At 65.6% G+C, this 12,062-nt stretch carries 10 protein-coding genes and 1 other RNA gene; 5 read left to right on the top strand and 6 right to left on the bottom strand.

Annotated elements, in window-relative coordinates:
- Positions 1 to 122 precede the first annotated feature (122 nt).
- The 4 genes from fba to tkt form a co-directional block, all read right to left on the bottom strand.
- Complete coding sequence (gene fba, locus AC628_RS24975; RefSeq protein ID WP_074129453.1) at positions 123 to 1,190, bottom strand: class II fructose-bisphosphate aldolase; 1,068 nt, start codon at positions 1,188 to 1,190, stop codon at positions 123 to 125.
- Between the two features lie 40 nt (positions 1,191 to 1,230).
- Positions 1,231 to 2,427 (bottom strand): phosphoglycerate kinase, encoded by a 1,197-nt coding sequence (locus tag AC628_RS24970; RefSeq protein ID WP_074129452.1) that lies wholly within the window; start codon positions 2,425 to 2,427, stop codon positions 1,231 to 1,233.
- A 143-nt stretch (positions 2,428 to 2,570) separates the two neighbouring features.
- Positions 2,571 to 3,578 (bottom strand): type I glyceraldehyde-3-phosphate dehydrogenase, encoded by a 1,008-nt coding sequence (gap, locus tag AC628_RS24965; RefSeq protein WP_074129451.1) that lies wholly within the window; start codon positions 3,576 to 3,578, stop codon positions 2,571 to 2,573.
- A gap of 160 nt (positions 3,579 to 3,738) precedes the next feature.
- Complete coding sequence (gene tkt, locus AC628_RS24960; protein ID WP_074129450.1) at positions 3,739 to 5,721, bottom strand: transketolase; 1,983 nt, start codon at positions 5,719 to 5,721, stop codon at positions 3,739 to 3,741.
- 320 nt (positions 5,722 to 6,041) lie between these two features.
- Between tkt and AC628_RS24955 the strand changes: the two genes are divergently transcribed.
- From AC628_RS24955 to AC628_RS24935, 5 genes are all read left to right on the top strand, one after another.
- Positions 6,042 to 6,362: a DUF4164 domain-containing protein gene (locus tag AC628_RS24955; RefSeq protein WP_050419552.1), complete on the top strand. Its 321-nt coding sequence runs from the start codon at positions 6,042 to 6,044 to the stop codon at positions 6,360 to 6,362.
- Positions 6,359 to 6,742, top strand: coding sequence for a cell division protein ZapA (locus tag AC628_RS24950; RefSeq protein ID WP_050405741.1), 384 nt, complete (start codon positions 6,359 to 6,361; stop codon positions 6,740 to 6,742). The genes AC628_RS24955 and AC628_RS24950 overlap by 4 nt, the downstream gene beginning before the upstream one ends.
- Before the next feature lie 166 nt (positions 6,743 to 6,908).
- Positions 6,909 to 7,069, top strand: a non-coding RNA gene (gene ssrS / locus AC628_RS24945) — 6S RNA.
- Between the two features lie 169 nt (positions 7,070 to 7,238).
- The gene (locus AC628_RS24940; RefSeq protein ID WP_074129449.1) at positions 7,239 to 7,817 is read left to right on the top strand and encodes a 5-formyltetrahydrofolate cyclo-ligase; all 579 of its coding nucleotides are present in this window, start codon (positions 7,239 to 7,241) and stop codon (positions 7,815 to 7,817) included.
- Between the two features lie 2 nt (positions 7,818 to 7,819).
- Positions 7,820 to 8,644 (top strand): TIGR00282 family metallophosphoesterase, encoded by an 825-nt coding sequence (locus AC628_RS24935; protein ID WP_074129448.1) that lies wholly within the window; start codon positions 7,820 to 7,822, stop codon positions 8,642 to 8,644.
- A 305-nt stretch (positions 8,645 to 8,949) separates the two neighbouring features.
- On the opposite strand, the gene AC628_RS24930 is transcribed toward AC628_RS24935, so the two are convergent.
- Both AC628_RS24930 and AC628_RS24925 read right to left on the bottom strand, forming a co-directional pair.
- Positions 8,950 to 10,374, bottom strand: coding sequence for a methyl-accepting chemotaxis protein (locus AC628_RS24930; RefSeq protein ID WP_074129447.1), 1,425 nt, complete (start codon positions 10,372 to 10,374; stop codon positions 8,950 to 8,952).
- Positions 10,375 to 10,519: 145 nt separating this feature from the next.
- Positions 10,520 to 12,062, bottom strand: a 1,543-nt coding sequence (locus tag AC628_RS24925) for a methyl-accepting chemotaxis protein (RefSeq protein ID WP_074129446.1), incomplete at its 5' end; no start/stop codon positions are given.

Genomic DNA, 12,062 nt, shown 5'->3' with positions numbered 1-12,062 from the left:
GAAAACGTTCGTCGCGGCTGGTGTTTGTCGCAGCCGGCGATCAAGCCCCGGGACACCGTTTCCGACTGCGTCGGAGCCGGTGTCCCGCCTTAATGATTCAGGCAAGAAGTTGTCAGACGACCTCAGGCGACCTTGGGGTCGAGCTGGCCTGCTGCGTAGCGCTTGGCCATCTCCGCCGTGGTCAGCACCTTCTTGATCTTGCTGGCCTGGCCCGCGGTGTTGAACTCCTGCAGGCGCTGCTTACACAGCTTGGTCATCGCCTCCATCGCGGGCTTCAGGTACTTGCGCGGATCAAACTCTTCTGGATTGTCCTTCAGCACTTTCCGGATCTGGCCGGTCATCGCCATCCGGTTGTCGGTGTCGATGTTGATCTTGCGCACGCCGTTCTTGATGCCGCGCTGGATCTCGGCGACCGGCACGCCCCAGGTCGGCTTCATCTTGCCGCCATTGGCGTTGATGATCTCCTGCAATTCCTGCGGCACCGACGAGGAACCGTGCATCACGAGATGCGTGTTCGGCAGCTTGCGATGGATTTCCTCGATCACGTTCATGGCGAGGATGTCGCCGTCGGGCTTGCGGGTGAACTTGTAGGCACCGTGCGAGGTGCCCATCGCGATCGCCAGCGCGTCGACCTTGGTCTCCTTGACGAACTTCACGGCTTCGTCCGGATTGGTCAGCAGCTGATCATGCGACAGCTTGCCCTCGGCGCCGTGGCCGTCTTCCTTGTCGCCCATGCCGGTCTCGAGCGAGCCGAGCACCCCGAGCTCACCTTCCACCGAGATGCCGCCGAGATGGGCCATGCCGGTCACCGTCCGGGTGACGCCGACATTGTAGTCCCAGTCGCCGGGGGTCTTGCCGTCGGCCTTCAGCGAACCGTCCATCATGACCGAGGTGAACCCGGCCTGGATCGCGGTCATGCAGGTGGCGGGTTCGTTGCCGTGGTCGAGATGCACGCAGACCGGAATCTGCGGGTAGATCTCGGTGACGGCGTCCATCATGTGCTTGAGCATGACGTCGTTGGCGTAGGACCGTGCGCCGCGCGAAGCCTGGATGATGACCGGTGCGTCGACCTCGGAGGCCGCGGCCATGATCGACAGCGCCTGCTCCATATTGTTGATATTGAAGGCAGGTACGCCGTAATCATGCTCGGCCGCGTGATCGAGCAGTTGCCGCAACGTTATGCGAGCCATTCCATTTCTCCCTGTAGTGCGCGTTCGGATTCGAACTAAATCAACCCTTTTTCAGAACTTCGACGCCCGGCAGCGGCTTGCCTTCCATCCATTCAAGAAACGCGCCGCCCGCGGTCGAGACATAGGAAAAATCGCCGGCCACGCCCGCCTGGTTCAGCGCCGCGACGGTGTCGCCGCCGCCGGCGACCGAGATCAGCTTCTTGGCCCTGGTGCGCCCGGCGGCATGCTTGGCCGAAACCACGGTGCCGCGATCGAACGGCGTCAGCTCGAAGGCGCCGAGCGGCCCGTTCCAGACCAGCGTCGCGGCATCGTCGATCGCGGCATGGATCCGCGCGATCGATTGCGGGCCGACGTCGAGGATCATGCCGTCGGCCGGGATCGCATCGAGGCCATAGGCATGCGACGGCGCGTTGGCGGCAAACTGATTGGCGACAACGGCGTCGACGGGGAGGATGATCGCGCAATTGGCGGCGTTGGCCTTCTCCATGATCCGCAGCGCGGTCGCGGCGAGGTCCTTCTCGGCGAGCGACTTGCCGACCGCGACGCCCTGCGCGTGCAGGAAGGTGTTGGCCATGCCGCCGCCGATCACCAGCGCGTCGACCTTGTTCACAAGGTTTTCCAGCAGGTCGATCTTGGTCGAGACCTTGGCGCCGCCGATGATCGCGATCACGGGCTTGGTCGGCGCTTCCAGCGCCTTGCCCAGCGCGTCGAGCTCGGCCTGCATGGTGCGGCCGGCATAGGCCGGCAGCTTGTGGCCGAGGCCTTCGGTCGAGGCGTGGGCGCGATGCGCGGCGGAGAAGGCGTCGTTGACCCAGATGTCGCCGAGTTTTGCCAGCTCGGCTACGAAGCCGGCATCGTTCTTTTCCTCTTCCTTGTGGAAGCGGGTGTTCTCGAGGCAGAGGATGTCGCCGTCGTTGAGGGCCGCAACCGCCTTGGCCGCGGGCTCGCCGATGCAATCATCGGCAAAAGCGACCGGGCGCTTGATCACCTTCGACAGCGCGTCAGCAACCGGCTTCAGCGACTCCTTGGGATCGCGTCCCTTGGGCCGGCCGAAATGGGCGAGCAGGATCACCTTGCCGCCCTTGTCGGAGATTTCGGTGATGGTAGGGGCAACGCGCTCGAGCCTTGTGGCGTCGGTGACGCGGCCGCCTTCCATGGGGACGTTGAGGTCGACGCGCAGCAGCACGCGCTTGCCCTTCAAATTGACGTCGTCGAGGGTGCGGAACGATTTTGTCATGAGCGTTTCCTGTGCGGCCGGACACGGCCGTCCTGAGGACGGCGTCGCTTTCGCTTGCCGATGTCGCGACCGTTGCGGCCACGAACGCGGAGGGCAAAGACGCAGATGCCCGGCTTTGGGCCGGGCATCGCGAACAGTCGAACTTAAACCAGCTTGCCGATCGCGACGGCGGTGTCCGCCATGCGGTTCGAGAAGCCCCACTCGTTGTCGTACCAGGACATCACGCGCACGAAGTTGCCGTTCTGGACCTTGGTCTGGTCCATGTGGAAGGTCGACGAGTGCGGATCGTGGTTGAAGTCGATCGAGACGTTCGGCGCGTTGGTGTAGCCGAGGATGCCCTTGAGCTGTTGCTCGGCGGCACGCTTCATCGCCTCGTTGATCTCAGCGACGTTGGTTTCGCGCTTGGCGACGATCTTGAGGTCGATCACGGAGACGTTCGGGGTGGGAACGCGAACCGAGACGCCGTCGAGCTTGCCCTTGAGCTCCGGCAGCACCAGGCCGATCGCCTTCGCAGCACCGGTCGAGGTCGGGATCATCGACATCGCCGCGGCGCGGCCGCGATAGAGGTCCTTGTGCAGGGTGTCGAGCGTCGGCTGGTCGCCGGTATAGGCGTGGATCGTGGTCATGAAGCCGGTCTCGATGCCGACGGTGTCGTTCAGGACCTTGGCGACCGGGGCAAGGCAGTTGGTGGTGCAGGAGCCGTTCGAGACCACCAGGTGATCCTTGGTCAACGTGTCGTGGTTGACGCCGTAAACGATGGTGGCATCAGCGCCGTCGGCGGGCGCCGAGACCAGCACGCGCTTGGCACCGGCGGTGAGGTGCGCCGAAGCCTTGTCCTTCGCGGTGAAGATGCCGGTGCACTCCAGCGCGACGTCGACGCCGAGGGCCTTCCACGGCAGCTTGGAGGGATCGCGCTCGGCCGAAACCTTGATCTTGTTGGCGCCGAGGCTGATCGAGTCGCCGTCGACGGTCACGGTGCCCGGGAAGCGCCCGTGCACGGAATCGAAGCGCAGCAGATGTGCGTTGGTCTCGACCGGACCGAGGTCGTTGATGCCGACCACCTCGATGTCCTTGCGGCCGGACTCGGCGATGGCGCGCAGAATGTTGCGGCCGATACGCCCAAACCCGTTGATCGCGACGCGGATTGCCATGCTCGTCTCCTCTAAAGCTGTTGTCAGCCCCGCGGGAGGTCTCCCACGAGGTTCTTACGGCGGAACGCCCGGTTCAGCCGGGCGCGTACGGAAAAGATGGAGCTTTGGTAATCCTTTTTCGCGACAAGCTCAACCGTGACCCGCAGGTGTCAGGCCAGCGTCAGACGCGCTTCGTGGCAGCGTTAACGACGGCCTCAGCGGTAATGCCGAAATGCGGGAAAAGGTCCTTCGCCGGGGCGCTGGCGCCGAAACCGTGCATGCCGATAAATTCGCCATCATGGCCGATCACGGCATCCCAGCCCCAGCGCACCGCGGCCTCGATCGCGATCTTGACCGGAGCGTTGCCGATAATGGCATTTTGCCGCTCGGCGGGCTGCGCCAGCAGCAATTCCAGCGACGGGACCGAGACGACCCGCGTCGCGATGCCGCGCCCGGCCAGTTGCTTCTGCGCCTCGACCGCGATCTGGACCTCGGAACCGGACGCGAACAATGACACTTTTGCGTCACCCTGCGCCGCAACCAGCTCGTAGGCGCCGTGGCTGCAGGGGTTGTCGTTCGGCGCCGTGGTGCGGAGCTGCGGCAGGTTCTGGCGGGTCAGCGCCAGCACCGTCGGTCCGTCGATGCGGTTGAGCGCCAGTTCCCAGCACTCGGCGGTCTCGACCGCGTCGCAGGGACGGAACACGCGCATGTTGGGGATCGCGCGCAGCGCCGAGAGATGCTCCACCGGCTGGTGCGTCGGGCCGTCCTCGCCGAGGCCGATCGAGTCATGGGTCATGACATAGACCACGCCGGTGCCCATCAGCGCCGACAGCCGCATCGCCGGGCGCGCATAGTCGGTGAACACCAGGAAGGTGGCGCCGTTCGGCGCGAAACCGCCATGCAGGAAGATGCCGTTGAGGCACGCCGCCATGCCGTGCTCACGGACGCCGTAGTGGATGAAGCGGCCCTTCGGCGTCTTGGCGCCGAACGCTGCCGCCGACTTGGCCTTGTTGTTGTTGGAGCCGGTGAGGTCTGCGGAGCCGGCGACGAATTCCATCGGCATCGCGGCCGCGATCACCTCGATCGCAGCTTCCGATGATTTGCGGGAGGCGACGTTGAGCGGGTTTTCCAAGAGGCCCTTCTTGAAGGCGCGCAGCCCCTTGGCGAGCGATTGCGGCCGCTCGTGACGGATGCGGCGCTCGAACTCGGCGCGCTTGCGGTTGCCGAGCTGCGCGAACTGCTCGTCCCATGCCTTGTGCTCGACGGCGCCGCGGGCACCCGCCTCGCGCCAGGCCTTCAGCACATCGTCGGGCACGGAGAACGGCTCGAGCGAGATGCCGAGCTTCTCCTTGGCGGCCTTGAGCTCGTCGGCGCCGAGCGCTTCGCCATGCGCCTTCGCGGTGCCGGCCTTGTGCGGCGCGCCGTAACCGATCGTGGTCTTGCAGGCGATCATCGAAGGCTTGCTGGATTTCTGCGCGCGGGTGATCGCAGCCGCAATCGCCTGCGGATCATGGCCGTCGATCAATTCGGCGGCCCAGCCTGCCGACTTGAAGCGCTTCACCTGGTCGACGGAATCGGAGATCGAAGTCGGGCCGTCGATCGAGATGCCGTTGTCGTCGTACAGCACGATCATCTTGTTGAGCCGCCAGACGCCGGCGAGCGCGATCGCTTCCTGCGAGATGCCTTCCATCAGGTCGCCGTCGGAGGCGAGCACATAGGTGTGGTGGTTGACGATCTTCTTGCCGAATTCTGCGGCGAGCATCTTCTCGGCGAGCGCCATGCCGACCGCGGTCGCGATGCCCTGGCCGAGCGGACCGGTGGTGGTCTCGATGCCCTTGGTGTGGAAATTCTCCGGGTGGCCCGGCGTCAGCGATCCGAGCTGGCGGAAATGCTTCAGCTGGTCGAGCGTCATGTCCTTGTTGCCGGTGAGGTACAGCAACGCATAGAGCAGCATCGAGCCGTGGCCGGCCGACAGCACGAAGCGATCGCGGTCGGGCCATGCGGTGTCGGCGGCATCGAATTTCAGAAACTTTGTGAACAGCACGGTCGCGATGTCGGCGGCGCCCATCGGCAGGCCGGGATGGCCGGAATTCGCCTTCTCGACGGCGTCCATGGCAAGGCCACGGATCGCATTGGCCATACGGGTGTGATCGACCTGCGTCATGATGAAAAGTCCGCCTGGAATGAGAGCTGATTCTGAGCGCATCGGGGCGGGAAGCCGCGATACGTGTGTGGATGGGCCTTACGGGTTGGAGGGTGGATTAGCACCTCAATTCCGCAAGTCCAAGGCGATGAAACGCCCCAAAACGGGGAAAAGTTACCCGAAATCGCCCAATTTCATTGAACGGTGCATAGTTCTGCGCCGCCGTTGCGCTTCCCTCGCTTGCCACGTAAATTTCGTCCGCTAAACGCTTGCCGAACCGCCGCTTTTGCCGTGCGGCAGCCATCTCTAACGGCCTACCTGAGGGGTCCACGCCGCGTGTCATGAGTGATCGTCTCGCCAACGGGTCTGGCAATACCGAGGCACCGCTTGCCGATATCGACGCTGCGACCAAGCGGCTGATGGCCGCGCTCGATGCGCTGGAAAGCTCCGTGGAGCGGCGCCGCGAAGCCGACCGCGACGAGAACGAGTTGGCGAGCCGGATCCAGGCGCTCGGCGCCGATCGCTCCCGGCTTGCCGACGAACTCGACGGATCGCTGGTGAAGACGCGCAAGCTCGAGCGCGCCAATCGCGACATCGCGGAAAAGCTCGACGCCGCGATCGGCACCATACGCGCCGTGCTCGAGGGCGGAGACAGCAGATGAGCCACATCAACGTCACCATCAACGGCCGGCAATACCGGATGGCCTGCGAGGAGGGCCAGGAGGTGCGGCTGTTGAAGCTTGCGGAAAATCTCCAGCAGCGCGTCGAATCGCTGCGCGGCAAGTTCGGCGAGATCGGCGATGCGCGGCTGACCGTGATGGCGGCGCTCACTGCCTGCGACGAACTGGTCGATGCGAGCGCGCGCATCCGCAGCCTCGAGGAAGAGGTCGAGCAGCTGCGCAACGCGCGCACCGCCGCCGCCGACCGCGCCCGCGCGACCCAGACCGCGGTCTCCAACGCGCTCAACGCCGCCGCCGAGCGGATCGAGCGCACCACGCAGGTGCTCAACCGCACCATCGGCGGCGGCATCGCGATCGGGTAGCCACTGTCGTCCCGGCGAAGGCCGGGACCCATACTCCGCGGCCCATCGAGTTTGGGCGGTGCGGGTCAGTACCCTCCGTGAACAGTTGTGGTTATGGGTCCCGGCCTGCGCCGGGACGACGAGGTACAGCTAGCGAAGTCGGCCAACGATGGCTAGATTAGCCCCCGCGAAGCTGCGTCGTGCGTCAGGAGCCATATATCCCCGGGGCCTTATCGATCCTTTAGGGAACTGTCCCTGGCCGGGTCCGTGGACCCGGACATATGGTGCCCACCTACTTTCGTAGGGAACTCCGGGATCGAGCGCTCCAACGGCCTCTGCGGCTTCGCACTGAATTTTTGCTGTTGCCTTGTCGTCGCGCTGCGGCGGTTCGATTGCGAAGCAGTGTTGTGCCCCGCGACGCGGGGCGTCCAGCGCGCCGCGGCCTGGCCTTGCGAAGCTAGCGTCTCTGAATGATGGATCGTCCGTTGTCGCGGACGACGACAGCGGAAGATGGATCATGCACGCATCTCCATCGAAGGCCGAGCTTCGGGCGCTTGCCCTCGCCAAGCGCGACGCGCTGAGCGACGAGCAGCGCGCGGCCGCTGCCGAAGCGCTCGCCAAGCGAGGCGCGCCGTTCGAGATTGCGCAAGGCATGATCATCTCGGGCTATGCTCCGATCCGCAGCGAGCTCGATCCGGCGCCGCTGATGAGGAAGCTTGCGGAAAAGGGTGCGCGGCTCGCGCTGCCCTGTATCAATGCGCGCGGCCAGTCGCTGACCTTCCGCAGCTGGTCGCCGCAGGACCGGCTGATGCTCGGGCCGCTCGGCATTCCCGAGCCGTCGCCGGCCGCGGCCGAGGTGCATCCCGACGTGATGCTGGTACCGCTTGCCGCATTCGACAAGCTCGGCCACCGCATCGGTTACGGCGCCGGCTATTACGACTATACCTTTGCGCATCTGCGCAAGGCCAAGCACGTGATCGGGGTGGGTGTTGCCTTTGCTGCACAGGAAACCAAGGCCATTCCGGCGCTATCGCACGACGTCCCGCTCGATTATGTGCTAACGGAGCGCAAGACGTTCGATTTCCGGAGTAGCTAGCCTTGCGTATCCTCTTCGTTGGTGACGTCGTCGGCAGGACCGGCCGCACCGCCATTGCAGACCATCTTCCCGGCATGATCAGGGACTGGTCGCTCGACCTCGTCGTCGTCAATGGCGAGAATTCCGCCGGCGGCTTCGGCATCACCGAGGCGATCTACCAGGAGTTGCTCGATGCCGGAGCGGACGCGATCACGCTCGGCAACCATGCGTGGAATCAGAAGGAGGCGCTGGTCTTCATCGAACGCGCGCCGCGCCTGATTCGCCCGCTGAATTTTCCGCGCCATTCGCCCGGCCGCGGCGCCACGCTGGTCGACGCCAAGAACGGCAAGCGCGCGCTCGTGCTCAATGCGATCGGCCGCGTGTTCATGGAGCCGTCGTCCAACGATCCGTTCAGCGCGATCGATCGCGAGCTCGAGGCCTGCCCGCTACGCGAGGGCTGTGACGCCATCGTGCTCGATTTCCACGCCGAGGCGACCAGCGAGAAGCAGGGCGTCGGCTTCTTCTGCGACGGCCGCGTCAGTCTCGTGGTCGGGACCCATACCCATGTCCCGACCGCCGATCACCAGGTGCTGCCCGGCGGCACCGCCTATATGAGCGATGCCGGCATGACCGGCGATTATGATTCGGTGATCGGCATGCAGAAGGAGGAGCCGCTGCAGCGCTTCCTCACCGGAATCCCCTCCGGCCGTTTCGAGCCGGCCGGCGGCGTTGCGACGCTGAGCGGTATCGCGGTCGAGACCGACGATGCGACCGGGCTTGCGGTGAAGGTCGCGCCGGTGCGCGCCGGCGGGCGGCTCGAGCCTGCGGTGCCGGGATTCTGGACGTAGCGAAGGAAATGCAGCCTGTCGCCCGGATGCAGCCAACGGGTCGCGCGAACGCGCCCGATGACAGGCTCCGCGAAATCCTTCTCGCGGGTGCACGAATGATTCCGGATTAAGCTTCGCTCCATCCGGGCTACGGCTGCACACAATTTCGGAATAATAGAAGAATACCGGTGATTTGCCTGGCGTGTCAAGTTGCCGTGTCGGACGCCGGCTCCTTTGCATGGGGTTGTTTTCGATATTTTGGTAGCGCGCTCAGCTTAGCGCACGCGGACGACCGTCGGCTTTCATGCGGGCTATGGGCTGCGGATTCACGACTGCCTAAACCCCATCCGGAACGCGCCCCAGTGGCGGCCGCGGACGAAGATCGGCGACGACAGGTCCTTCATCAGCACGAAATTGCCGCCGCCCATGTCGCGGCGGTAGGTCTGCAGCAGGAACGGCTTGGTATTGGCCGCGACCTTGCTCACCGCGCGGTCGTTGAACAGCCGGCGGTTGCGGCAATTGGCGTTGTTCCACACCGGGTCCGGCCCCTGCGGCTGCCGGTAGTTCGGATTGTGGGTCGGCAGATAGCCGCCGCGCGCCCAGGCGACGCAGAACACGATGCGCGGATCGGTCTTCTGGATCGGATCCTGGATCGCGGGCAGCACGCGGTCGGTGAAGCTGACATAGTCGGTCAGGTACTGCTTCGGATTGGTGCCCGCGATCTCGCGATACTTCTCGTCCATCAATTGCGCCAGTGTGATCTCGCCGCGTGCGACGGCATTCTCGAACAGGTCGGAGATCTGCTTCGCGGTATCGGTCACGACGCGGATCAGCGGCGCATCGCTGGTTTCCACGCCGCTGTCGGCGATCATCACGATCAGGCTCTCGGAGAGTTCGAGCAGCTTCGCCACGCGGCCGTCGGCGTGCTTGAGGTCGCGCGAGGACAGGTCGACGCCCTTGGCAAGCTCGTTCAGCTCCGCGATCACGGTGTCGCAATGACCGAGATTGGAGGTCGCGGCGCGCGCCACGCTGCCGATCTCGGCGCCGACCGATGAAAAGCCTTGCTGCACGCGGCTGATGATGCCGGATATCTGCTGGGCGCCTTCGCCGGCGCTCTTGGCGCGCAGCGAGGCGTCGCCGCTCTCGCCGATCAGGCTCCCGATCTGGCCGTCGAGATCGCGCACGGTGTCGGAAATCTGGTGCGTCGCCTGGCGGGTCGCCTCGGCGAGGTTCTTCACCTCGCTTGCGACCACCGCAAAGCCGCGGCCTGCATCGCCGGCGCGCGCGGCCTCGATCGTGGCGTTCAGCGCGAGCAGATTGGTTTGCTTGGCGATCGCCTCGATCGAGCCGGAGACCTTGGCAACCTGGCTCAGCGCGGAGCCGACCGCGGCGAGCCGCGCTTCGATCCGTCCGACGGCGGCGACCAGTTCCGCGATGTGGCTGACCGCCGTCTCGACCACGTTGCGCGATTCCGCGATCTGGCCGGCCGCGGCGGATGCGGTCGATTGCACCGCCTGCGAGGCGTTGGCGATGTCGTGATTGGCCGAGACCATGATCTCGGCGGTCTCCTGCAAATGATGGAACCGCTCGGACTGGTTGGTGACGCGGTTGGCGACCTCCTGGACGTTGCCGGCGATGTCGGCAAGCTCCACCCCGAGGCCGCCGATGCGGTCGGCGAGCTGGTCGACCAGCCGTTCGGCCAGCGTCCGGTTCGATGATGTATCCAGCACTGCAAGCTGCGCGGCCGACATTTCGCGTTTCCTCCGTTACAGCGGCCCGTCGAGCCGCCGCAGCATTCCCCATTCCCATCTAGAGCGTGATTCGCGCAGGCGGTCTTGCCTGAGCGTGCACGGGGTGTCCCGGATTGCGCTTCGCTGCATCCGGGCTACGAAGTCATCAAAGCTTGTAGGCGGTGCGGAAAGCGCCCCAGTGCCGGCCGCGCACGCGGATCGGCACGTCGATCTCGCGCATCATCACGGTGGTGCCGTTGCCCATGTCGCGCGCGTAGCTCTGCACCAGGTAGGCGCGCTCATTGTGCGCGGCGGCGAGGCCCGCGGGATCGTTGAAGATGCGGCGATTGCGGCAATTGGCGGTGTTGTATGCCACGTCGCCCGGCCGCTGCGGATGCGAGTAGATCTTGTTGTGGACCGGCAGATAGCCGTTGCGGTCGACCGTCGCGCAGAACGCCAGGCGCTTATCCCTGGCGAGGAACGCCTCGAGTAGAGTGGGCAGCGCGCGATCCGCCCAATCCAGCATCCTGGTGCGGTACTGCGCCGGATTGGTGCCGGATATTTCGACGTAATTCATGTCGAACATGTCCGCGATCGTGATGGCGCCGCTCGCCAGTCCGTTCTCGAAGATCTTGCTCAGCTCGGCGCCTGCTTCCATCGCGCGGGTGATGAGTTCGGCGTTCTCCTCGTGGATCGCCCACATCCGGTCTTCGATCTTTTCCCGCAGCTCGGCGGTCGGCGCCTCGAAGCGGGCCTGGCTGCCGGCCTTGGAGCGGTCGCCGATCCGGATCCGGCACGCGCCGATATCCTGCAAGCTCGCGCTCAGGGTCTCATGCGCCGCCAGCTTCTCTGCATCGGACCCGCCGATCAGGATGCCGTCCATCGCGAGCTCGTAGACCGGCGCGGTGACGTTGCCGCGCGCGGTCGCGATCTCGATGGTGAGGCTGCAGGGCAGGCGCTCGTTCTTGCGCGGATCGCCGCGCTCGTCCTGGCGCAGCAGCACCGCGCAGCGCGCCTTCAGCTTCTGGGCAAACGCAGTCACCGCCTTGCCGGCCTTCGCGACATTGTCGCCATGCGCGGCGGCTTCGCGCGTCGCACTGTCGATCTCGCCGGCGCTGGTGCCGACCGAGACGATGAAGTGCGAGGCGGAGGCCGCGTTCTGGCCCATCTCGCCGGTGATCTGGTTCTGCTCGGCGACCGCGCCGTTGACGTTCTCGAACACCGGGCGGATCTTGTCGATCGCCTGCGAGATGCGGTGGACGGCGTCGGCCGATCCGGTGGCGTCCTTCTGCAGCGCCTCGATCTTCTTGGTGATCTCCTCGGTCGCGCTCTGGGTCTGCACCGCCAGCGCCTTGACCTCGGTTGCGACCACCGCAAAGCCCTTGCCCGCGGCGCCGGCGCGCGCCGCCTCGATCGTGGAATTGAGCGCCAGCAGCGTGGTCTGCCGCGCGATCTGCGCGATCAGGTTGACGACGTTGCCGATCGCGGCCGAGGATTCGCGCAAGCGATCGACATTGGCGGTGGCCTCGCGCGCTGCCGCCGCGGCGTCGTCGGCGAGCTGGCTGGCGCTGCGCACCTGCGCGCCGATGCCCTCGGCGGAATGGGTGAAGCGGTCGGCGGCTTCGGAGAATGTCGTCGCGGTGCTCTGCGCATCGCTGCTGCGGCCGGCCAGCGCGTCGGTGCGGGCGCGGATGGTCGCGAGCCTCGCT

Origin of the sequence: Bradyrhizobium sp. NAS96.2, from assembly GCF_001908235.1 — a bacterium.
Taxonomy (GTDB): domain Bacteria; phylum Pseudomonadota; class Alphaproteobacteria; order Rhizobiales; family Xanthobacteraceae; genus Bradyrhizobium.
This window is presented reverse-complemented; position numbering and strand designations above follow the sequence as displayed.